This is a genomic window from Rhizobium sp. 05N49 (genome assembly GCF_056396805.1).
Genome location: NZ_JBFTME010000003.1, coordinates 294,050 through 316,136 on the forward strand (window position 1 = coordinate 294,050; position 22,087 = coordinate 316,136).

Annotated in this window: 24 protein-coding genes; 11 read left to right on the forward strand and 13 right to left on the reverse strand. The window is 59.2% G+C overall.

Annotation, left to right across the window (positions count from 1 at the left end; translation table 11 throughout):
- Positions 1-32: 32 nt before the first annotated feature.
- From AC1DF8_RS08685 to AC1DF8_RS08700, 4 genes are all read left to right on the forward strand, one after another.
- Complete coding sequence (locus tag AC1DF8_RS08685; protein ID WP_007825451.1) at positions 33-188, forward strand: DUF3309 family protein; 156 nt, start codon at positions 33-35, stop codon at positions 186-188.
- 26 nt (positions 189-214) lie between these two features.
- The gene (locus AC1DF8_RS08690; RefSeq protein ID WP_112544839.1) at positions 215-469 is read left to right on the forward strand and encodes a glycine zipper domain-containing protein; all 255 of its coding nucleotides are present in this window, start codon (positions 215-217) and stop codon (positions 467-469) included.
- Between the two features lie 192 nt (positions 470-661).
- The gene (locus tag AC1DF8_RS08695) at positions 662-808 is read left to right on the forward strand and encodes a hypothetical protein (protein WP_477995749.1); all 147 of its coding nucleotides are present in this window, start codon (positions 662-664) and stop codon (positions 806-808) included.
- 67 nt (positions 809-875) lie between these two features.
- Complete coding sequence (locus tag AC1DF8_RS08700; protein ID WP_281413437.1) at positions 876-1,001, forward strand: hypothetical protein; 126 nt, start codon at positions 876-878, stop codon at positions 999-1,001.
- 1 nt (position 1,002) lies between these two features.
- On the opposite strand, the gene phbB is transcribed toward AC1DF8_RS08700, so the two are convergent.
- Together phbB and AC1DF8_RS08710 are read right to left on the reverse strand one after the other, a co-directional pair.
- Complete coding sequence (gene phbB / locus AC1DF8_RS08705; protein WP_112544840.1) at positions 1,003-1,728, reverse strand: beta-ketoacyl-ACP reductase; 726 nt, start codon at positions 1,726-1,728, stop codon at positions 1,003-1,005.
- Positions 1,729-1,793: 65 nt separating this feature from the next.
- On the reverse strand, positions 1,794-2,975 hold the full coding sequence (locus AC1DF8_RS08710; RefSeq protein ID WP_477995752.1) for an acetyl-CoA C-acetyltransferase: 1,182 nt from the start codon (positions 2,973-2,975) through the stop codon (positions 1,794-1,796).
- 233 nt (positions 2,976-3,208) lie between these two features.
- Here AC1DF8_RS08710 and phaR point away from each other — a divergent pair, with 233 nt between their 5' ends.
- A complete protein-coding gene (gene phaR, locus AC1DF8_RS08715) occupies positions 3,209-3,781 on the forward strand; it encodes a polyhydroxyalkanoate synthesis repressor PhaR (protein ID WP_112544842.1) in 573 nt (190 codons plus the stop codon).
- Here the strand turns inward: phaR and AC1DF8_RS08720 are convergent.
- The 5 genes from AC1DF8_RS08720 to mtgA all read right to left on the reverse strand — a co-directional run bounded on the left by AC1DF8_RS08720 (position 3,776) and on the right by mtgA (position 6,884).
- Entirely contained in the window at positions 3,776-4,183 is a 408-nt protein-coding gene (locus AC1DF8_RS08720; protein ID WP_112970746.1) for a hypothetical protein, read from the reverse strand. The two genes, phaR and AC1DF8_RS08720, sit on opposite strands and share 6 nt — an antisense overlap.
- A 144-nt stretch (positions 4,184-4,327) precedes the next feature.
- Positions 4,328-4,513 (reverse strand): 50S ribosomal protein L32, encoded by a 186-nt coding sequence (gene rpmF, locus AC1DF8_RS08725; RefSeq protein ID WP_003543812.1) that lies wholly within the window; start codon positions 4,511-4,513, stop codon positions 4,328-4,330.
- Positions 4,514-4,668: 155 nt separating this feature from the next.
- The gene (locus AC1DF8_RS08730) at positions 4,669-5,316 is read right to left on the reverse strand and encodes a glutathione S-transferase family protein (RefSeq protein WP_477995754.1); all 648 of its coding nucleotides are present in this window, start codon (positions 5,314-5,316) and stop codon (positions 4,669-4,671) included.
- A 12-nt stretch (positions 5,317-5,328) separates the two neighbouring features.
- A complete protein-coding gene (locus tag AC1DF8_RS08735; protein WP_477995756.1) occupies positions 5,329-6,051 on the reverse strand; it encodes a DUF1868 domain-containing protein in 723 nt (240 codons plus the stop codon).
- A gap of 95 nt (positions 6,052-6,146) precedes the next feature.
- Entirely contained in the window at positions 6,147-6,884 is a 738-nt protein-coding gene (gene mtgA, locus AC1DF8_RS08740; RefSeq protein ID WP_113144953.1) for a monofunctional biosynthetic peptidoglycan transglycosylase, read from the reverse strand.
- Positions 6,885-7,018: 134 nt separating this feature from the next.
- On the opposite strand from mtgA, the gene AC1DF8_RS08745 reads away from it, so the two are divergent.
- On the forward strand, positions 7,019-7,933 hold the full coding sequence (locus AC1DF8_RS08745; protein ID WP_477995758.1) for a polyprenyl synthetase family protein: 915 nt from the start codon (positions 7,019-7,021) through the stop codon (positions 7,931-7,933).
- Between the two features lie 21 nt (positions 7,934-7,954).
- On the opposite strand, the gene ispG is transcribed toward AC1DF8_RS08745, so the two are convergent.
- From ispG to AC1DF8_RS08760, 3 genes are all read right to left on the reverse strand, one after another.
- Complete coding sequence (gene ispG, locus AC1DF8_RS08750; protein WP_029869171.1) at positions 7,955-9,202, reverse strand: flavodoxin-dependent (E)-4-hydroxy-3-methylbut-2-enyl-diphosphate synthase; 1,248 nt, start codon at positions 9,200-9,202, stop codon at positions 7,955-7,957.
- Positions 9,203-9,296: 94 nt separating this feature from the next.
- Positions 9,297-10,490: an MFS transporter gene (locus AC1DF8_RS08755; protein WP_477995760.1), complete on the reverse strand. Its 1,194-nt coding sequence runs from the start codon at positions 10,488-10,490 to the stop codon at positions 9,297-9,299.
- 61 nt (positions 10,491-10,551) lie between these two features.
- Complete coding sequence (locus AC1DF8_RS08760; RefSeq protein ID WP_478153154.1) at positions 10,552-11,328, reverse strand: DeoR/GlpR family DNA-binding transcription regulator; 777 nt, start codon at positions 11,326-11,328, stop codon at positions 10,552-10,554.
- A 131-nt stretch (positions 11,329-11,459) separates the two neighbouring features.
- On the opposite strand from AC1DF8_RS08760, the gene AC1DF8_RS08765 reads away from it, so the two are divergent.
- From AC1DF8_RS08765 to AC1DF8_RS08780, 4 genes are all read left to right on the forward strand, one after another.
- Complete coding sequence (locus tag AC1DF8_RS08765) at positions 11,460-12,407, forward strand: DMT family transporter (protein ID WP_477995762.1); 948 nt, start codon at positions 11,460-11,462, stop codon at positions 12,405-12,407.
- A 152-nt stretch (positions 12,408-12,559) separates the two neighbouring features.
- A complete protein-coding gene (locus tag AC1DF8_RS08770) occupies positions 12,560-13,333 on the forward strand; it encodes an amino acid ABC transporter substrate-binding protein (protein ID WP_112970741.1) in 774 nt (257 codons plus the stop codon).
- 103 nt (positions 13,334-13,436) lie between these two features.
- Positions 13,437-14,117 (forward strand): amino acid ABC transporter permease, encoded by a 681-nt coding sequence (locus AC1DF8_RS08775; RefSeq protein WP_112970740.1) that lies wholly within the window; start codon positions 13,437-13,439, stop codon positions 14,115-14,117.
- Positions 14,114-14,875 carry an amino acid ABC transporter ATP-binding protein gene (locus AC1DF8_RS08780; protein ID WP_112970739.1) on the forward strand — a complete coding sequence of 254 codons (762 nt, stop codon included), beginning with the start codon at positions 14,114-14,116 and terminating at the stop codon, positions 14,873-14,875. Before AC1DF8_RS08775 ends, AC1DF8_RS08780 begins: the two co-directional genes overlap by 4 nt.
- A gap of 42 nt (positions 14,876-14,917) precedes the next feature.
- Here AC1DF8_RS08780 and AC1DF8_RS08785 read toward each other — a convergent pair whose 3' ends face one another.
- The 3 genes from AC1DF8_RS08785 to AC1DF8_RS08795 all read right to left on the reverse strand — a co-directional run bounded on the left by AC1DF8_RS08785 (position 14,918) and on the right by AC1DF8_RS08795 (position 19,981).
- Complete coding sequence (locus AC1DF8_RS08785; RefSeq protein WP_477995764.1) at positions 14,918-15,490, reverse strand: NADPH-dependent FMN reductase; 573 nt, start codon at positions 15,488-15,490, stop codon at positions 14,918-14,920.
- 166 nt (positions 15,491-15,656) lie between these two features.
- Entirely contained in the window at positions 15,657-19,121 is a 3,465-nt protein-coding gene (pyc, locus tag AC1DF8_RS08790) for a pyruvate carboxylase (protein WP_478152969.1), read from the reverse strand.
- A gap of 119 nt (positions 19,122-19,240) precedes the next feature.
- A complete protein-coding gene (locus AC1DF8_RS08795; RefSeq protein ID WP_112544853.1) occupies positions 19,241-19,981 on the reverse strand; it encodes a LuxR family transcriptional regulator in 741 nt (246 codons plus the stop codon).
- Positions 19,982-20,298: 317 nt separating this feature from the next.
- On the opposite strand from AC1DF8_RS08795, the gene AC1DF8_RS08800 reads away from it, so the two are divergent.
- Positions 20,299-22,062, forward strand: coding sequence for a glucan ABC transporter ATP-binding protein/ permease (locus AC1DF8_RS08800; protein WP_478152971.1), 1,764 nt, complete (start codon positions 20,299-20,301; stop codon positions 22,060-22,062).
- Positions 22,063-22,087: the final 25 nt, after the last annotated feature.

Below are 22,087 nucleotides of genomic sequence, written 5' to 3' on the forward strand. Positions count from 1 at the left end.
AGTCGAAATGAGGATGAGGCAGGACAAATACCATGCTTGGCACGATACTTCTTATTATCCTTATACTGTTATTGGTCGGCGCCTTGCCGAATTGGGGTTATAGCCGCGGATGGGGCTATGGACCTTCAGGTGGTTTGGGGTTAGTTCTCGTCATCATTATCATTCTTGTGCTGATGGGCCGAATTTAAAGGCCGATAACCTGGGGAGTTTAGACATGAAGAAGATCATCCTTAGCTGCGCTCTCATTGGCGCTCTCGCATCCTGCACTCCGACGGAGCAGGGCACGGCGATTGGCGCCGGCACGGGCGCAATCATCGGTGGCGCTGTCACCAACAGCTGGGGTGGCGCGGCAGTTGGCGCAGTCGCCGGCGGTCTGACAGGCGCGCTGATCGGCCATTCGGTCGAACGCCAGGGTTACTGCATCTATCGCGACCGTTACGGTCGCCGCTACGAAGCGCGTTGCCGCTGATCGATCCTGGCCCATCGGAATTTTTGGACGGGCGCTTCGGCGCCCGTTTTTGTTGCCCGCTATTGTCGTCAACGCGGCGTTGACAATCGGTCGCTGAAGTCAAATCTACCGCCCTGGCAGACCTGAGCCCATATTCCTTTCAAGATCGCCGGCAGAGCATGTGCCGCCCGCGAATGGAAAGGAGCGCTTACCATGGCCCCGATTTTCTTGAATTCCGCCGTCGCTATCCTAATCGCCTCAGCCTTCCTGACGATGGCAATCGCCGCTCTCCGCAGCCACGACCGCGCCATTCAGCAAGTGCCCGTCAGAGCCAATAGACGGCGCAATCCAAACGCCTGACAGCATCAACGAAACCGAAGCCGCGGACGGCAACTATCCGAGCGCTCATCCGCGGGGAGACATCACCATGAACAGGATCATCGCGATCGCCGCCCTCATCACCATTGTGCTTGCCGCCTATGGAGCATCTGCCGGCCCCTATGACGGAACCGGCAGTTTCCCGAGCAACTACGCTCACAGCCACAAGAAATAATTCAGGCGAAGAACTGACCGCCATTGGCGGTCAAAGTCGAACCGGTAATGAAGCCGGCATCGTCGGAAACGAGGAAGGTCACGCAGCGCGCGATCTCCTCGGGTTCGCCGAGGCGCCCGACCGGAATTTGCGGAATAATCTTCTCGTTCAGTACCTTTTCGGGCACCGCAAGCACCATCTCCGTCCCGATATAGCCGGGGCAAATAGCATTGACGGTGATATTCTTGACCGCCCCTTCCTGGGCAAGTGCCTTGGTAAATCCGAGGTCGCCCGCTTTCGCGGCAGAATAGTTCACTTGCCCCATCTGGCCCTTCTGGCCGTTGATGGAGGAGATATTGACGATGCGGCCGAAGCTGCGGTCGCGCATGCCGCTCCAGACATGGTGCGTCATGTTGAAGAGGCCGGTGAGGTTGGTATTGATCACCTCGTGCCACTGCTGGGCCGTCATCTTGTGAAACATAGCATCACGAGTGATGCCGGCATTGTTGACGAGGATTTCGACCGGGCCGAGATCGGCCTGGACCTTTGCAATGCCTTCGCCGCAGGCAACATAGTCTGAGACGTCCCACTTGAAGACGGGTACGCCGGTAACGCCATGAAATGCTTTGGCCTTTTCATCATTGCCGGCATAGTTGGCAGCAACCTTGTAGCCGGCATTCTTTAGAGCCATCGAAATCGCCGCGCCAATGCCGCGCGTACCCCCAGTGACCAAAGCCACTCTGCTCATGCTTCGCTCCCTCTTGTTGTCAACTCGCCCTCAGTCGCACTCGATGAACATACATCGTGTGCTATTTACATTGCTTCGAAGCACATGGCGACGCCCATGCCGCCGCCGATGCACAATGTGGCAAGGCCTTTCTTGGCGCCGCGGCGCCTCATCTCGAAGAGCAGTGTGTTGAGAACGCGGGCACCCGAAGCACCGATTGGATGACCGATCGCGATCGCACCGCCATTGACGTTGACGATATCAGGATCCCATCCGAGATCCTTGTTCACGGCACAGGCCTGGGCCGCAAAGGCCTCATTGGCCTCGACAAGGTCGAGGTCGGCGACAGACCAGCCGGCCTTTTCCAGCGCCTTGCGGGAAGCAGGGATTGGGCCAGTGCCCATGACCTGGGGATCGACACCTGCTGTTGCCCAGGAAACGATGCGGGCGAGCGGCTGGATGCCGCGTCGCGACGCTTCCGCTTCGCTCATCAGGACGGCTGCAGCAGCGCCGTCGTTGAGGCCGGAGGCATTTGCCGCCGTCACCGTGCCGTCCTTGTCGAACGCCGGCCGCAGCTTCGTCATCGCCTCCAGCGTCGCGCCGTGGCGGATATATTCGTCTGCATCAACGGTTACGTCACCCTTGCGGCCCTGGATGATGAAGGGAACGATTTCGTCCTTGAAGCGGCCAGCCTTCTGCGCGGCTTCGGCCTTATTCTGCGAGCCGACGGCGAATTGGTCCTGGTCGTCACGCGAAAGCTGCCACTGGCGTGCGATATTTTCGGCGGTAACGCCCATGTGATAGCCGTAAAAGGCGTCGGTCAGACCATCCTTGATCATGGTGTCGATCATCTTCATGTCGCCCATCTTCACGCCGCCGCGCAAATGCGCCGCATGCGGCGCCATCGACATGGATTCCTGACCGCCGGCGACGATGATCTTCGCATCACCGAGCGCAATCTGCTGCATGCCGAGGGCAACGGCACGCAGACCTGAACCGCAGAGCTGGTTGACGCTCCAGGCCGTCGCCTCCTTGGGAACGCCTGCCTTCATTGCTGCCTGACGAGCGGGGTTCTGGCCTTCGCCGGCCTGCAGGACCTGGCCAAGAATGACCTCGTCCACATCTTCAGGGGAAACACCTGCCCGCTCGAGCGCGCCCTTGACGGCGGCTGCGCCGAGCTCGTGAGCGGGAATTGTGCCGAAAGCACCGTTGAAGGAACCGACAGCGGTGCGCGCTGCAGAGGCGATGACGACGGATGAACTGCTCATGGGGTGGTTTCCTCGTTTCTCGTCACACATATAAGTGGAAACTGACAAAGCTGCAGGCGCAAGTCAAATGCCAACACCGTTCCACCTTTTGCTGCAGCGCCCTCGAATGGATTTATCCGTACAGGGAAAGGGCTTGCCGCATCGCACAAAGAGATTGTCACCGCCCTTCTTTTGCGTCTACAGTCTCTGGCGGGGGAGTATCCATACAATCAGACGGGGTTTGGGAGACTGATATGGCGAAGACTGAGGGTCAGATCGTAATCAAGAAATATGCCAATCGCCGCCTCTACAATACGGGCACCAGCACCTATGTGACGCTGGAAGACCTGGCGGAGATGGTGAAGAAGGGGGAGGATTTTGTCGTTCAGGACGCCAAAAGCGGTGACGACATCACGCATTCGGTATTGACCCAGATTATTTTCGAGCAGGAATCGAAGACCGGCAACACGCTGCTTCCGATCTCTTTCCTGCGTCAGCTGATCACCTATTATGGCGACCAGATGCAGATGGTCGTACCGAGCTTCCTCGAACATTCCATGCGCGCCTTCACGGAGCAGCAGTCACAGATCCGCGAGCAGGTAAACCGCGCCTTTGGCGAAACACCGCTCGGCAAGAACCTGCAGCTTCCCATGCAGATGGTCGAAGATCAGGTCCGCCGAAATACCGAGATGTTTCAGCAGGCCATGCAGATGTTCTCGCCCTTCATGACGCCGCCGCCCAAGGAAACCCGCAAGGCGGAGGCCAAGGACATCGATGAGCTGAAGGAACAGCTTCGCGCGCTACAGAACAAGCTCGACAGCCTATAGGCCGATCGAAACGTCCCGGTTGGCACTGCGGATCGATACCGCAAAGCCGCCAATCACATCGATCAGCGCAATGGTCATCAGGATGAAGAAGACCTGGGTCGCCGCGTCCTGGACGAGGAGAAACTCGACCAGGAAGGCGATGAAGACCAACATCGACAGCATATGGTTGATGAGGTTGCCGGAACCATTCCGGGTTGCCTTCAGGATCTCGAAGAAGAGGACGACGAGCGCCACGACGATAAAGAGGTCGCCGAGCGCCATGCTCCAGATTGCGCCCGAAAGCATCGACAGTACGATCACGTCATGCTGGAGCGACGGAATGCCGCCACCCCCCATCAGGCCCAACATCGCCAGATTGTAAAGAATAAATGGAATAACCATCAGCGGTATTGTGTTAATCATGCAGAAATATCTCCCCGATCTCGCGGGAATACTGCCTGATATCAGCGTCTCACTTCAAGACACCGAAGATTATAATATCTCGAAAAGAAAAAGGCCGGCGTTGAGCCGGCCTTCAAAACTTCATCGGACAAGCCGCATAAAGAATTATGCGCTTTCCTTCGGCGTCAGAACCTGACGGCCACGGTACATACCGGTCTTCAGATCGATATGGTGCGGGCGGCGCAGTTCGCCGGAGTTCTTGTCTTCGACATAGGTCGGAGCCTTCAGTGCATCGGCCGAACGGCGCATGCCGCGCTTGGATGGGCTCGTTTTTCTCTTCGGTACAGCCATTTCTCTTACTCCACTTGCGGGCAAAACATATCCACGGCCAGACTGGCGGCCGAAACGGACATGTCGCGATTTCGGAATTTTGCGCGCTTATACATGCAAGGGGCCGCCTTGACCAGTCCCCATATGTATTTTTTGCGATGCCTCTGATTCTCCGCTCAGACTTCGTCTTCCGGGACGATCCACGGCTCTGCACGGGCAGATTCTTCCCACTTCCGCCAGGCGGGATGCGCCTTCATCGCATTCATGTAAGGCAGTATATCGGCACTACTGACGAGATCATAGATATCGAAGCGGTTGACGACAGGCGCAAACATCGCATCCACCCCGCTKAATTCACCGAAGAGGAACGGCCCACCGGATTTCTGCAGAAGATCGCGCCAGATCGTCTCGATACGGCTGATATCGGCGGAAACCCCGTCGGGAAGCGCGATTTTACCCTTCGGCCGGCGGATATTCATAGGGCAGGCGCTGCGCAATGCCCGGAAGCTCGAAAGCATCTCCATGGAAACCGAGCGGGCAAGCGCCCGCTCGGCACGATCGCCGGGCAGCAATCCTGCTTCGGGATAAAGCTCGGCCACATATTCGATGATCGCGAAGGATTCCCAGATCTTAAGGGAACCATGCTGCAGCAGGGGCACATGGCCGCTCGGCGAGACCGCCTTGATGTTGGGATTACCACCAGGATAGTCGAAGGGGATCAACACCTCCTCGAAATCAATGCCGACGCCCGCTAGCGCCATCCACGGCCGGAACGACCAGGAAGAATAGTTCTTGTTGGCGATGTAAAGCGTCAGCTTGTCCATGGTGTTTTCCTGTCAGGATTCGAAATCGAAAATCAGCACTTCGTGGAAGTGGTTCATATCCTCGAACACACAGAAGGCGGGCGGATTGAGCTCCAGCACAGGCGCCCTGGTGCGGATATGATCTGTCACCTCGTCAAGCATCGCCTGCCAGCGCGGCAGCGCCTCGTCTTCCAGCCGCTCGATCGGGTAGGCAAAAGTCATATGGAACTTATAGTTCTCATGGTTGGGCTGACGATAACCCAGGAGATTTGCGAATGCGTCGCGCCAGGCGCGCATCACCTTGCGGTCACCCTCTGTCGCCCCCTCGAGAAGCAGGCCGGACGGACGAGCTTCGACGATTGCCACCTTGAAGGGATCGAACATCGTGAAGCCTTCGAGCCGCGCCGCCATGAGCTCCGTCATGTCATCGATCGGCGCATCGTGTGGAATGTCATCGGGCCAGTGGTTCTTCTTGCGGCCGGTCTCGATCACGCCTTCGAAAAGCGTCATATGGAGACTGGTAATCGGCGTGAAGATGAATTGCGCGGCCTCCGGCATCGCCAGATATTTCTCACGCGCTTCGATGAGCACCTGCAGCGTTTGTGAGCTCCTCGGGGGATGGCAGACAATCGTGTTGCCCTGCTCCGGCAGGAAGCCCCCGAGTTTGTGGTAGCGGGAGCCGAGATGCACTGGCGGAGCGGGATTGTGCGTCTTCGAATAGTGGAGAAGCTCGGGCGAAAGCGTCGTAGATCTCATGGGCGACTCGGGGCTTTGGTTGCTGATGCATCGCCCATATGGCAGAACCAAGAATGTCAGATGACGCTTGCCGCTTCCAACGACAAGTTCTGATATCATTCATAGATGCACTTGATGTAATCGCCCGAACCCTGCGCCCGCCGCTCGATGATCGCCGCGAGCCTGCGCAGCCCTCGCCCGGGTTTTCCGGCGTTGCGGTCGATCGGGTTCGGCAGCGAAACCGCAAGCAGCGATGCCTGCCGGCGTGTCAGCTTCGAGGCAGGCACCTTGAAGTGATACTGTGCCGCCGCCTCGATGCCGTAGATGCCCGGCCCCCATTCGGCGATATTGAGATAGATCTCCATCAGCCGTCGCTTCGACCAGACGAAGTCGGAACCGACAGCCAGCGGCAATTCCAATCCCTTGCGGATGAAGGAGCGGCTGTTCCAGAGGAACAAGTTCTTCGCAGTCTGCATGGGGATCGTGCTGCCGCCGCGCGTCTCCTGGCCCTTCAGCGTGTCTTCGACCAGCATGCGCATCTCGTCCCAGTCGACACCGCCGTGGAAGCAATACTGCCCGTCTTCCGACATCATCACCGACTGCACGAGAACGGGCGCAACGTCGTCGATCGACACCCACTGCCGGTCGTAACCGCGCAGAAGCACCAGATCACGCAGCATCAGCGTCGAAACGGGATGGATGAAGGGCAGCAGATAGATAAAAATCAGCACATAGGGCAAAAGCAGCACCGCCAGAACGGTAAGAACAACGCGTTTCAGCACCTGGCGGTCTCCAAGCCAGCGCCGGCGAACCGGCGCCTCGACGCTCTCCTCTGTCTGCGGCGCTATATCCAATGTCCCAGTCCGTTTTCGCCCTCTTCGCTGTCATACCGCCTGAAAACCCGCATTGCCAGAGTGCAGCGGAAATCTTGGCTCAGTGATCGACAATTCCGTTGCCAGCAGCCATTCCGCCGTGCCAAAGAGCGCGCATGGACGCCAAACGGGAAACATTCGAGACACGGTTGAAAAACAGCGCCGCCGAGATCGAGGCGCTGCTCGATCTCCTGCTCTCTCCCGCCGTGTTACCTCATGAGATTGCCCGCCCGGACCTGCTGCGGAATGCCATGCACTATGCAGTGCTCAACGGAGGCAAGCGACTGCGTCCTTTTCTTGTCGTCGAAAGCGCCACGCTTCTCGGCGGCAACAGGCAGGCGGCGCTGCGCGTCGGTGCGGCCCTTGAGTGCATCCATTGCTATTCGCTTGTTCACGATGACCTGCCGGCCATGGATGATGACAATCTGCGCCGCGGCAAGCCGACCGTACACATCAAATTCGACGAAGCGACTGCCATTCTGGCCGGCGACAGTCTATTGACCTACGCCTTCGACATCATCGCCGCACCGGAAACCGATCTACCGGACCGCAGCAAGACGGAACTCGTGCTGGCAATTGCCCGCGCGGCCGGTCTCGGCGGAATGGCCGGCGGCCAAGCGCTCGATCTTGCCGCAGAAAAGCAGGCGCCGGACGAAGCAGGCATCGTCCGCCTGCAGGCGATGAAGACAGGGGCGCTGATCCGCTTTGCCTGCGAGGCCGGCGCCATCATCGCCGGAGCATCTGCAGAGAACCGTCAGCGCCTACGCCGCTTCGGTGAGAAAATCGGCCTCGCCTTCCAGCTTGCCGACGATATTCTCGATCTGACTTCCGATTCCATGACCATGGGCAAAGCGACTGGCAAGGATGCGGCGCGCGGCAAGGGAACGCTCGTGGCGCTTCACGGCATGGAATGGGCAGAAAAACAGCTGCGCCGGCATGTCGAGGACGCGGAAGAACTGCTCGCCCCCTATGGCGAGCACGCCGCATTATTGATTACGGCGGCCCACTTCATAGCCGAGCGCAAGAGCTGAGGCTGATGAAAGGCGGAGTGATTATTCCGCTGCTGTCTTCTGGCCGAAGCGCTTCTCGATATAGTCGATGACGAGGGCTTCGAAATCCGAAGCAATATTCGGGCCGCGCAGCGTCAGGGCCTTCTTGCCGTCGATGAAGACGGGGGCAGCCGGCGTCTCTCCGGTGCCGGGGAGCGAGATACCGATATCAGCGTGCTTGCTTTCACCCGGTCCGTTGACGATGCAGCCCATGACCGCGACATTGAGCGCTTCCACGCCCGGATATTTCTCACGCCAGATCGGCATGTTTTTGCGGATGTCGTTCTGGATGTTCTGTGCGAGCTCCTGGAACACCGTCGAGGTCGTACGCCCGCAACCGGGACAGGCCGCAACGACGGGCACGAACTGACGGAAGCCCATGACCTGAAGCAGTTCCTGCGCCACCTGAACCTCGCGGGTGCGGTCGCCATTCGGCTCCGGCGTCAGCGAAATGCGGATCGTATCGCCGATGCCATTCTGCAGCACATAGCCCATGGCGGCCGAGGATGCGACAATGCCCTTGGTGCCCATGCCCGCTTCGGTCAGGCCGAGATGCAGCGCATGGTTTGAGCGTTCGGCGAGCATGGAATTGACGGCAATCAGGTCCTGAACCTGGCTGACCTTGGCCGACAGGATGATACGATTGCGCGGCAGGCCGATCTCTTCGGCAAGCTGTGCCGACAGTAGCGCCGATTGCACGATCGCCTCATGCGTCACCTGCCGGGCAGAAAGCGGCGAACCCTCGGCCTGGTTCTTGTCCATCAGCTGCGTCAGCAGTTCCTGGTCCAGCGAACCCCAATTGACGCCGATGCGCACTGGTTTGTTATAGCGGATCGCCATCTCGATGATTTCGGCGAACTGCTTGTCCTTCTTGTCCTTGAAGCCGACATTACCAGGATTGATGCGGTACTTCGCCAGTGCTTCGGCACAGGCCGGATGATCGGCAAGCAGCTTGTGGCCGATATAGTGGAAGTCGCCAATCAGCGGCACATCCATGCCGAGGCGCAAGAGGCGCTCGCGGATCTTCGGCACGGCGGCAGCACTTTCGTCGCGATCGACGGTGATGCGGACGAGCTCCGAACCTGCACGATGAAGTGCGGCCACCTGGGCGACGGTAGAATCCACGTCAGCCGTATCGGTGTTCGTCATGGATTGCACGACGACCGGCGCGCCACCGCCGACAATGACGCCGCCGACCTCGACAGCAACGGAGGCGCGGCGCGGTTTCGGATCGAAATCGAAAGCAGACATGAAGAGCTCTACACGCGGAAAACAGAGCCTTTCAGGTGGATCAAGCCCGCGAGCTTGTCAACCGCCCCGTATATCACTTTTGTTTGGAGGCGGCTCAGTGGCCGCCACCCGAGACACCGTCGGCATAATGCGCAAGTTTGGAGAATGCGAGAACCACGAGCAGCAGCACCGGCAGCGCCATAAAGACGGCAGCAAAACCCACATGCTCGGCGACGAAGCCGATTACCGAGGGCGCCACCAGCATGCCGGAATAGCCCATGGTCGTGACGACGGAGATACCAATGCCAGGCTTCAAGCCGGGGATGTTGCCCGCTGCCGAAAAGGCGATCGGCACCATGTTGGAAATACCGATGCCGCAGAGTGCGAAGCCGAGGATGGCGATCTCGGCGTCAGGCGCAAGGCTTGCAAGCAGCATACCGGCAATCGCGAACAGCGTGCAGATACGCAGCGTCTTCACACCACCGAGACGATCGCGGACCAGGTCGCCGGCAAAGCGCATGATCGCCATGGTCGCCGAGAAGGCCGCAAAGCCGAGGCCGGACAGCGCGACCGATGCGTCCATTTCCTGCCGGAGATAAAGCGCACCCCAGTCGAGCACCGCGCCTTCCGGTACCATGCAGAACAAGGCCATCAGACCGAGCAGCCAAGGGAGCGGCACCATCGGCAACCGCGTCTTTTCCTTCTTGTCTTCGGGATGCGGCGGGTCGGCCAGGATCATCGGCCATGCGATAGCAACGAAGATCGCGGCAAGCACGGTTGCCAGTTCCGCGTGACCAAGAATACCGAGTTTGGAAATCACCAGGCCGCCGAGGCCGGACCCGATCAAGCCGCCGAGGCTCCAGAAAGCGTGGCAGGACGACATGATAGCGCGGCGCATGGATTTTTCCACTGCCACGGCATTGGCATTCATCGCCACGTCCATTGCCCCGATGAAACCGCCGAAAAGGAAGAGCGAGATCGCCCCGGTTATGACGTTCGGTGCAAGCGTCAGCGCCAGAAGCAGCGGCAGCACGCAGAGGGCCAGCACCCGCACGACAACGCGCGAACCATGTTTGGCGATCTGCGCACCGGCGATCGGCATCATGACCAGCGAGCCTATACCGAAGACGAGGATCATCAGCCCAAGCTCGAACTTGGTCAGTCCCAGCCGCTCGGCAAAGTCGGGAATCTTTGGCGCCCAGCAGCCGACGACGAAACCATTCATGAGAAAGAGCAGCGAGACCGCCGCTCTGCTCTTGGTGATGAAGCCGCTCCGTGCCCTCGGCACTGCACCCACGCTACTATCCATTTCCTTGTCTTTCCTCTTGATCGGGCATGCGTGCCCGATCCCCATAACAGGCGGAACGGCCTCAGGCAGTCTTGTCCGCAATGATCGTCCGGCACCCGCGTGCACGGTATTCCCGAAGCATGGTGGCATCCGCATCGTGCTCGACGATGAGGCATTCGCAATGAGCGACCGGCAGGACGCTGTGTGGTGCAGCCGTGCCGAATTTTTCCGATGTCGCAGCGACCATGACCCGCTTGCTTCTAGAGGTGGCGAATCTCTTGAACTCCGCATCCTCGAAGCCGAATGTCGTTAATCCCGCCTCGATATCGACGCCGCAGGCGCCCAGGATGCAGAGATCGGGTGCCAGCTGCTCCATGTCCCGCAATGCTTTGGCGCCAAGCGAACCGCCGGTTTGGCGATCCACCAGACCACCGATCAGGATGACATTGACACCGGGCTTCTCGATCAACGCGGCAGCAATCGCCGGGGCATTGGTTGCCGCCGTCAGCGCAAGATCAGTCGGCAAAGCGTTGGCAATCGCCAGATTGGTGCTGCCCGCATCAAAGAACACCGTCGTCCCTGCGACGATTTCCTCCGCAGCAGCACGCGCCAGTGCCTGCTTTCGCTCAGTGGCAAAGCGCATGCGCTGGGTCAGGCTTCCGTGCGCCGGCGAAATCGGCAAGGCTCCGCCATATACCCTCTCGCAGAGCCCTGCTGCAGCCATCTCGCGAAGGTCGCGCCGCACCGTATCCTCCGAGACGCCGAATTCGAGCGCCAATTCTGCGGCCAGCACCCGACCATGCGTCTTGAGCCGCTCGGAAATCACAGTCTGGCGTTCCCGCAACAGGAAATCTTGCATGTTCATACCGGATCAATTTCTCAGAATCTGAAATCATGCATAAACACTGATAATCATGCATGCAACATGCACAGCCACACATTTTCTGACGCTCTGAAACAAAGTGCCGCCGACAGGCGAAATCTCGCATATTGACCGCCTCCGAGGGCGGGATTATCGATCGGGCATCCTCGATTCCCGCCGGCGTTACCCGCCTCTGGTACTTCTCCGTGAAAAACTCCATCAGCCTGGGCATTGTGCTCACGACATCAGCCTACATGGCGTTCACTTTCCATGATGCGATCGTCAAGGTTTTGACGGCGAGCATTCCCGTCTGGCAGATCCTGTTTTTCCGCAGCCTAACCATTCTCGTCGGCTGCCTCGCCTATGGCCGCGGGCAGCTTGTCCATAAGACAATTACGTCACCGATCATCAAGCCGATGATCGCCCGAAGCATTCTGCTGCTTTGCGCGTGGCTTTCCTATTATACCGCCGCAAGCCATCTGCAGCTCGCTGAAGTCACCACACTTTATTACGCCGCTCCCGTCGTCGGCACCGTACTTGCCTGGTTCATCCTGAGAGAAGAGGTGACACCCGCGCGTTGGCTCGCCGTTGGCATCGGCTTCGTGGGCGTTCTCATTGCGTGCAATCCCGCCGGCCTCACGATCTCCTGGTCCGTCTATCTGGCGCTGCAGGCAGCCGTACTCTGGGCCTCCGCCATGGTGCTGCTGCGCAAGACCTCGCTGCATGAAAAGACAATCATCCAGCTTGTGGTCTCCAATGTTTTCTTTCTCATTATGACAGGCACCGCTGTCGTCTACACCTGGCAGACACCAACCTTGACGCAACTCGGCTTGCTCGTCGGCACCGGTGTCGTGGCCGGCTGTGCCCAATTCGCCCTCTTTGAAGGCATGCGTCAGGCACCGGTCTCGGTGCTTGCACCATTCGAATATACATCGCTCGTCTGGGCCTTCATCCTTGGCTATCTGATCTGGGCCGACATTCCGACGCACAACGTTATCGTCGGAGCGATCATGATCCTTGGCGCGGGTTTCATCATTATCGTCAGCGAAAAACTGCGCCGCCGCGTCGCGGCCTGAGACCGGTTTCTGCGGAATTCGGGACCAGAACGACTGCTTGAGAAAAATATTCGCAGTTGCCGCTTTTATTTGCAGTTTTCTACGCTTCCGTCGCCGCAATTTTCTGCGATGTATCGCCATCCGAACAGCTTTTCCCAAGGATGGAAAGAACAATGAACTGGTTGAAAACCGTCGCCGCAGCAGCCCTTATTCAGGCCGCAGCCCTTATTCCCGCCCATGCAGGTGAAAACCTCAGCGCCATCAAGTCTGCCGGTGTCTTCAAGATCGGGACGGAAGGCACCTACGCCCCGTTCACTTATCATGACGAAAGCGGCAAGCTGGTTGGCTTCGACGTGGAGATCGGCGAAGCGGTCGCTGCCAAGCTCGGCGTTAAAGCCCAGTTCGTCGAGGGCAAGTGGGACGGTCTGATCGCCGGCCTCGACGCCAACCGCTACGACACGGTCATCAACCAGGTCGGCATCACCGATGCGCGCAAGCAGAAATACGACTTCTCCGAGCCTTACATCGCCTCCAAGGCCGTTCTGATCGTCCGCGACGGCGACGACAGCATCAAGTCCTTTGCCGATCTCAAGGGAAAGAAGTCCGCCCAGTCGCTGACCAGCAACTTCGGCAAGCTGGCGACCGAAGCCGGCGCAGAACTTGTCGGCACCGACGGTTTCGACCAGTCGATCCAGCTCGTGCTGACAAAGCGCGCCGACGCAACGATCAACGACAGCCTCTCCTTCCTCGACTTCAAGAAGCACAAGCCGGACGCTCCCGTAAAGATCGTCGCTCAGCAGGAAAATGCCGATTACTCCGGCATCATCATCCGCAAGGGCGAACCGGAATTGGTCGAAGCGATCAACAAGGCGCTCGCCGACATCAAGGCCGACGGCACCTACAAGAAGATCGCTGACAAGTATTTCGGTCAGGACGTTTCCAAGTAAGTCGCGACACAGGCGGTTTCCCGCCGCCGCCATATCCTTTATAGCTGCATGAAAAGCGTCCGGCGAACCCTCGCCGGACGCATCTTTTCTTGAGGATACGCCCTTGCCGCACTGGCTCCAACTGATGGCGGAATCGCTTCCCTCGCTCCTTTGGGCTGGGCTGATCTTCACCATTCCCCTCACTCTGCTTTCCTTCGCCTTTGGGCTGATCCTGGGCCTGATCACTGCGATTGCCCGCCTGTTCGGCCCTGGACCCGTTGCAGCCATTGCCCGCTTCTATGTCTGGGTCATCCGTGGCACGCCGCTGCTCGTCCAGCTCTTCGTGATCTTTTACGGCCTGCCGAGCATCGGCATCCTGCTTGACGCCTTTCCGGCAGCACTCATCGGCTTCACGCTGAATATCGGCGCCTACAGCTCCGAAATCATCCGTGCCGTCATCTCTTCCGTGCCGAAGGGTCAATGGGAAGCAGCCTATTCGATCGGCATGAGCTGGCGCCAGGCCATGAGCCGCACCATCCTGCCGCAGGCCGCCCGTGTCGCAGTGCCGCCGCTCTCGAATACCTTCATCTCGCTGGTGAAGGACACCTCGCTCGCTGCCGCCATTACCGTGCCGGAGCTTTTCCAGGCCGCCCAGCGCATCGTCGCGACCACCTACGAACCGCTGATCCTCTATATTGAAGCGGCGCTGATCTATCTCGCCTTGAGCTCCGTACTCTCGGCGCTGCAGCAGCGGCTGGAGCGCCGCTTCGCGCGTTATGGTGGGATGCTGGAGGCAAATGCATGATCGAGCTTTCCAATATCGAAAAGCGCTTCGGCGACGCGGTCATCCTGAAGGATATCAGTATCCGCATCCCTGAAGGCAGCGTCACCGCCCTCGTCGGCCCCTCCGGCGGCGGCAAGAGCACCCTGCTCCGCTGCATCAATCTCCTGGAGATCCCCACCGTCGGCACCATCCGCCTCGGCGAAGAAACGCTCTCTTTCACGCCCGGCAAGCGTGTCGGCTGGCAGGCGATCCAGAAGATCCGTCGCCAGACCGGCATGGTGTTCCAGAACTTTCAGCTGTTTCCGCATCAGACGGCGATCGAAAACGTCATGGAAGGTCTGGTCACGGTCCTGAAATGGCCAAAGGAAAGGGCGCGCGAACGCGCCATGGAGCTGATGACCAAGGTCGGCATGGCGCACAAGACCGACGCCTGGCCCTCGACACTCTCCGGCGGCCAGCAGCAGCGCGTGGCAATCGCCCGCGCGCTTGCGCCGTCACCGCGTGTCCTGCTCTGTGACGAGCCGACATCCGCGCTCGATCCGGAACTTTCGGCCGAAGTAGTAGACGTGCTGGGCCAGCTTGCCCGCGAGGGCACGACCATGGTCATGGCGACCCATGATCTTCGCCTCGCCTCCAAGATCGCCAATGACGTGGTTTTTCTCGAGGCCGGTAGTGTGGTCGAAACCGGCAGCGCCAGGGCGATCTTCAATACACCGGAGAAGGAACGCACCAAGCGCTTCATCTCCACCATCAACGCCGCTCATACCTACGATATCTGAGCCAATGCCGGGATGTGAGCATCCCGGCATACGGAATTCCGATCAGGCGGACGTAACGACGGCACGCGCTGCCTTCAGCGCATTGCCCCACCAGGTCAGCTGATCGAGCAGGTTCTTGGCGGCTTCATTCAGATGCGCGTAATCGCCGAGGCTCTTGCCTTCCTTCAGAACGGCAAGATATTCGCTGAACGCGATGTGAACCCCCGTCCTGACGGAAGCTGCACTCATTTCGACGAAGACCAGGCGAAGCTGCTCGACGGCGCGTGCGCCGCCGACGCCGCCGTAACCGACGAAGCCGACCGGCTTCTGGATGAATTCGCCGAGATCGATCGCGTTCTTCAGAACGGCCGTCGGAGCATGGTTATATTCGGCGACCGTGAAGATGAAGCCCTCGAATTCGCGCAGCTTCTTCTTCCAACGCTCGGCGGTTTCGCTTTCCGCCGTAGTTGCGCGCTCTTCGCCGAAGAAATGCATGGGGTAGTCGAGAAGATCGAGAACTTCGACTTCGAGATCGGAACGCTGGCCGACGAGCTCGGCGATCCAATTGGCCGGATGCTCGGCAAAACGGCCAATACGCGTGCTGCCGACGATGACGGCAATCTTCAACTTGCTCATGAAATGATCCTGATTGGTCTTGGGGGCGGTGAGGGGAGCCGAAGTCTATGAGAAAGCCTCCCCGCCCGACAAGGCGAGAAGGCTGCTAACTTATCGAAAAATCAGCTTTTTGATCGGCTGATCGCACACTTTCGGGTGATCGCGGAAACGGTCGCCCGTTCCGAGCTCATCCCGCGTAGACGACGAGCAGATCCTTGGCATCGATCTGGTCGCCGGCCTTGACGAGGACTTCCGAAACGGTCCCGTCCTTCTCCGCATGCAGTGCCGTTTCCATCTTCATCGCCTCGATGGAGACGAGTACGTCACCGGCACTGACGACCTGGCCCGGTACAACGAAGGCGCGTGATATGACGCCTGGCATCGGCGCACCCACATGGGTAGCATTGCCCGGCTCCGCCTTGCGGCGGGCAGCAGCGCCCGAAGCACCATGGGCCCGATCCGGCACCTTGATGCGGCGCGGCTGGCCATTGAGCTCGAAGAAGACGGTGACCATGCCCTGGCTGTCGGTGCCGCTCATTGCCTGATTGACGATGACGAGCGTCTTGCCCTTCTCGATATCGGCAAACAACTCTTCGCCATCGGCGAGACCGTAGAAGTAGGCAGGCGTCGGCAGAACCGACACGGGGCCATAAGTGTCCGAAGCCAGCGCGAAATCGGTGAACACCTTCGGATACATGAGATAGGAGGCGAACTCGAAGTCGCTGACTTCGCGTTCCAGCTTGGTCTCGATAGTCTTGCGCTCCGCATCGAGATCGGCATCATCAAGCAGCGATCCGGGGCGCACCGTATAGGGCTGTTCACCCTTCAGAGCCTTCTTCTGCAGCGCTTCCGGCCATCCTGACGGCGGCTGGCCAAGATCGCCCTTCAGCATGGAGACGACCGATTCCGGGAAGGAAACTTCCTTCTCGGCGCTGACCACATCGGCGACCGTCAGGTCCTGGCTCACCATCATCAGCGCCATGTCGCCAACGACCTTGGAGGATGGCGTTACCTTGACGATATCGCCGAACATCTGGTTGGCATCGGCATAAGCCTGGGCGACCTGGTGCCAGCGGGTTTCGAGCCCCAGCGAACGAGCCTGTTCCTTGAGGTTGGTGAACTGACCGCCCGGCATTTCGTGCAGGTAGACTTCCGATGCTGGGCCCTTCAGATCGCTCTCGAAGGCTGCATACTGGTTGCGAACTGCTTCCCAGTAGAAGGAGATGCGGCGGATCCATTCCGGATCGAGGCCCGGATCCCGCTCGGAACCGCGCAGCGCTTCGACGATAGRGCCGAGGCAGGGCTGCGAGGTATTGCCTGAAAGCGCATCCATCGCCGCATCGACAGCATCGACGCCGGCATCCACGGCTGCCAGAACAGTGGCCGCGGCAATGCCTGACGTATCATGCGTGTGGAAATGGATCGGCAGGCTGGTCGCTTCGCGCAGCGCCTTGAACAGCACCTTGGCCGCGGCCGGCTTCAGAAGACCTGCCATGTCCTTCAGCGCGATGATATGTGCGCCGGCCTTTTCGAGCTCGACGGCAAGGTCCGTATAATATTTCAGGTCATATTTCGTGCGGGCCGAATTGAGGATATCGCCGGTATAGCAGATCGCTGCCTCACAGAGCTTGTTCTCCTCAGCCACCGCATCCATCGACACGCGCATGTTCTCCACCCAGTTCAGGCAGTCGAAGACGCGGAAGAGATCGATGCCGCCCTTGGCGGCCTGACGGACGAAGTATTTGACGACATTGTCGGGATAGTTCTTGTAGCCGACGCCGTTTGCGCCACGCAGCAACATCTGCAGAAGCAGGTTCGGTGCCGCCTCGCGGATCAGCCCCAGGCGCTCCCACGGATCCTCGGTCAGGAAACGCATCGAGACGTCGAAGGTGGCGCCACCCCAGCATTCCAGCGATAGCAAGTTCGGCAGCGCATGCGCATAGGTGCCGGCAATCTTGGCAATGTCATAGGTGCGCATGCGGGTGGCGAGCAGCGACTGGTGGCCGTCGCGCATTGTCGTATCCGTCAGCAGCACCTGCTTTTGCTCGCGCATCCACTCGCCGAATTTCTTCGGGCCAAGCTGGTCGAGAAGCTGCTTCGTGCCATCGGGGATCTTGCCGCCATCAATATAGGGCACGATCGGATTGGCAGCGCCCTCCGACGGGCGCGGGCGGTCCTTTGCTTCCGGGTGGCCGTTGACGGTGACATCGGCGAGATAGGTGAGAAGCTTGGTGGCGCGGTCCTGACGCTTGACCTGCTGGAAAAGTTCGGGCGTCGAGTCGATGAAGCGGGTCGTATAGCTGTTATCCCTGAACTTCGGATGCGTAATGATCGCTTCGAGAAAGGTCAGGTTGGTAGCAACGCCACGGATACGGAATTCACGCAGTGCGCGGTCCATGCGCGAAATGGCTTCCAGCGGATTCGGCGCCCAGGCCGTCACCTTCACCAGCAGCGGATCGTAGTAACGCGTGATGATCGCGCCCGTATAGGAGGTGCCGCCATCGAGACGGATACCGAAGCCCGATGCCGAGCGATAGGCGGTGATGCGGCCGTAATCCGGAATGAAATTGTGCTCCGGGTCTTCCGTCGTGATACGGCACTGCAGCGCGTGGCCGTTGAGCCGGATATCCGCCTGCTTCGGCACGCCGGATTCCTCAGTGCCGATCGCAAAGCCGTCGAGGATATGAATCTGCGCCTTGACGATATCGATGCCGGTGACGACTTCGGTGACTGTGTGCTCGACCTGGATGCGCGGATTGACCTCGATGAAGTAGAATTTGCCGGTATCGGCATCCATCAGGTATTCCACGGTGCCGGCGCCGACGTAGTTGGTCGCCTGCGCGATCTTCAATGAATAAGCAGCAAGCTCCTGACGCTGCGCTTCCGAAAGATATGGCGCAGGGGCGCGTTCGACGACTTTCTGGTTGCGGCGCTGGATGGAGCAGTCGCGCTCGAAGAGATGCACGACATTGTTATGTGTGTCGCCGAGGATCTGGCTCTCGACGTGACGAGCGCGCTCGACGAGCTTTTCGAGATAGACCTCATCCTTGCCGAATGCGGCCATCGCCTCGCGCTTGGCTTCCGTTACCTCGCGGGCCAGATCGGCTTCGGAGCGGATGACGCGCATGCCACGGCCACCGCCGCCCCAGGATGCCTTCAGCATCACGGGATAGCCGATCACACCGGCCATCTTGGCAACTTCCGCCATGTCGTCCGGCAGCGGCTCGGTCGCCGGAACAACGGGAACGCCGACGGAAATGGCAAGGTTGCGTGCCGCCACCTTATTGCCGAGCTGACGCATCGTATCGGCCCTCGGACCGATGAAGGTAATGCCCGCAGCGTTGCAGGCATCGACGAATTCGGGGCTTTCCGAAAGCAGGCCGTAGCCGGGATGAATGGCATCAGCGCCGGAAAGCTTGGCAACACGGATCACTTCGTCGATCGAAAGGTAGCTTTCGATCGGTCCGAGATCGCGGGAAAGATGCGGGCCGCGGCCGACTTGATAGCTCTCGTCGGCCTTGAAGCGGTGCAGCGCTAGCTTGTCTTCCTCAGCCCATATCGCGACCGTTTTTATTCCGAGCTCATTGGCCGCGCGGAAGACGCGGATGGCGATTTCGGAACGGTTGGCGACAAGGATCTTCGATATGGGCAATGTACTCTCCTCAAAGCACGAAAAAACGGGCAATGCTGCACCCGCGAAGAGAATTCTTAACGTGCTGTTACAGAAAGTTCAATTTCCCTCATCTCGAGGAAATAGAATTTCTCCAGATCTCAGGTAATCAGACCATATCGGAAAGCAAGTGCCACGGCCTGCTGCCGGTTCTTGGCCCTGAGCTTATCCTGCAGGCCATTCATGTACCAGTCGACCGTATGGTTGGAGATCTTCAGATGTTTGCTGATTTCCATCGAGGTCATGCCTTCGGCGAGATAATGCAGGATTTCCATTTCGCGCCGGGTCAGCTGCGTATCGGTTATCGGCACCGTTTCCAGTGCTGCGGCCTCTCCCTGCAGATCGAGCAGCCGCCAGAAGGCCTTGCGGGCAATCGCCTCGAAAAGGGAGATTTCCGCTGGTGAGAACTCCACGGGCTTGCCAGCGAGGCTGAGGCTGCCGAGGATGCCGTTTCGTCCGTAGATCGGGAACACATAGCCGTCTTCCAGACCATGGCCGAAGGCGTCGACCATCATCTGCTCCATGCGGCGCTGATGCGGATCATCACGAAAGGCAGCCATGCTGTCACGCCAGCGGAAGGGCCGTTGCGCGCGAGCAAGATACCGCACGGTCGGATCGACGAGCACATATTTTTTTACCGCATAAACGTGTGACCACCTGTCCGGCCATCGACTGGCCATAGTCACACTCCATGGGTTGTCTCCCTGCTTGGGATGGCGAAGCAGCCCATAGAAATCGAATCCGCTCGCGCGGATCACCTTGTCGAGTTCATCGACAGCACGTTCGCTGTCGGAATGTTCCTCTAGAGTGACAAGCAATTGAATTAAAGAATGAATTTGCACAAAATGCCCCTTGCCCGGACCAATGAGGCCGCCGGAGCAGGCCTTGATAACCCGCCACTGAACGGTCTTTACAAAAAATTACAGTTCACAAACTGGATGGTGCGCTAGACGCTCCAGGTAATGCAAGCGCAAATTGTTACGATCTAAGCCTAAGCAACAATTTCGAAACTATGGCCAGTTATCGCACTGGCGACTGCGCCAGAAGGCAAATTTCGAAGCCGGATCCCAAACCTGAATATCCTGTTAATCGTCGGTTCAGGTAGATTTCTGTAGCATCGCACCATCCCGTTTTTCGCAGATGCAAAAGAGGTCCCGACGTGTCGTTATTCAAGGTCTATGCAAGGGCTCTGCGCTATCTTGGCGCCTACAAGCTCCGCGTATCCCTCGTCGTTATCGCGAATATCGTATTGGCGGCCATCACCATCGCCGAGCCGATCCTGTTCGGTCGTATCATCGACGCGATTTCCGGCAAGGGTGAAGTCAAGCCGATCCTGATGATGTGGGCGGCATTTGCCGTCTTCAACACCATAGCTTTCGTTCTCGTGGCGCGTGAAGCCGACAGGCTGGCCCATGGCCGCCGCGCAACGCTTCTGACGGAGGCTTTCGGTCGCATCATCTCCATGCCGCTTTCCTGGCACCACCAGCGGGGCACATCCAACGCGCTGCATACGCTGCTGCGCGCTTGTGAAACCCTGTTCGGCCTGTGGCTGGAATTCATGCGCAACCATCTTTCGACGGTCATTGCGCTTGGCCTGCTCATCCCGACTGCAATGTCCATGGATCTGCGCCTCTCCGCAGTCCTGATCGTACTCGGTATCGCCTATTGGATCATCGGCCGCGTGGTCATGAGCCGCACCAAGGACGGCCAGGCTTCGGTCGAAAACCACTATCATACCGTCTTCGGCCACGTCAGCGATTCCATCAGTAACGTATCGGTGCTGCATAGCTATAACCGCATCGATGCTGAAACGCGTGCATTGAAGTCCTTTGCCGACCGCCTGCTGCAGGCGCAGTATCCGGTGCTCGACTGGTGGGCGCTTGCGAGCGCGCTGAACCGCATGGCCTCCACGATCGCCATGATGATCGTGCTCGTCATTGGCACCGTGCTTGTTCAGAACGGCGAACTGCGTGTCGGCGACGTCATTGCCTTCATCGGCTTTGCCAACCTGCTGATCGCCCGCCTTGACCTGATGCGCCAGTTCGCCACGCAGATCTTCGAAGCCCGTTCGAAGCTGGAAGATTTCTACAATCTGGAAGATTCCGTTCGTGAACGCGAGGAACCGGCCGGCAACGGTGAGATCAAGGACGTCAAGGGCGATGTCGAGTTCAGCGACGTTTCCTTCGGCTTCGCCAACAGCTCGCAGGGCCTGCACAACGTCTCCTTCAAGGTGAAGGCCGGCCAGACGGTTGCGATCGTCGGCCCGACCGGCGCCGGCAAGACGACGCTCGTCAACCTGCTCCAGCGCGTTTACGACCCGCAGGGCGGCCAGATCCTCGTCGACGGCCATGATATCAGCAAGGTCACGCGCAAGTCGCTGCGCCGCTATATCGCTACCGTCTTCCAGGACGCAGGCCTGCTGAACCGCTCGATCAGTGACAACATCCGCCTCGGCCGCGAGAACGCTTCGGAAGAGGATATGCGCCGTGCCGCAGAAGCCGCTGCCGCTGCCGACTTCATCGAGAATCGCGACGAACAGTACGAAACCCATGTCGGCGAGCGCGGCAACAAGCTCTCCGGTGGTGAGCGCCAGCGTATTGCGATTGCCCGCGCCATCCTCAAGGATGCGCCGATCCTGGTGCTGGACGAGGCGACTTCCGCTCTCGACGTCGAGACGGAAGCGCGCGTCAAGGCCGCAATCGACAACCTGCGCCAGAACCGCACCACCTTCATCATCGCTCACCGTCTCTCGACGGTCCGCGAGGCGGATATGGTGCTGTTCCTCGACAATGGCCGCATCGTCGAGCACGGCAGCTTCGATGAGCTTAGCCATTCGAACGGCCGCTTCGCTGCTCTGCTCCGAGCCAGTGGCATCCTGACGGACGACGAAGTCCGCAAGGCTCATGCGACGGAAGCAGCCTGATCGGCTCGCAAGCGAATGACAAAAA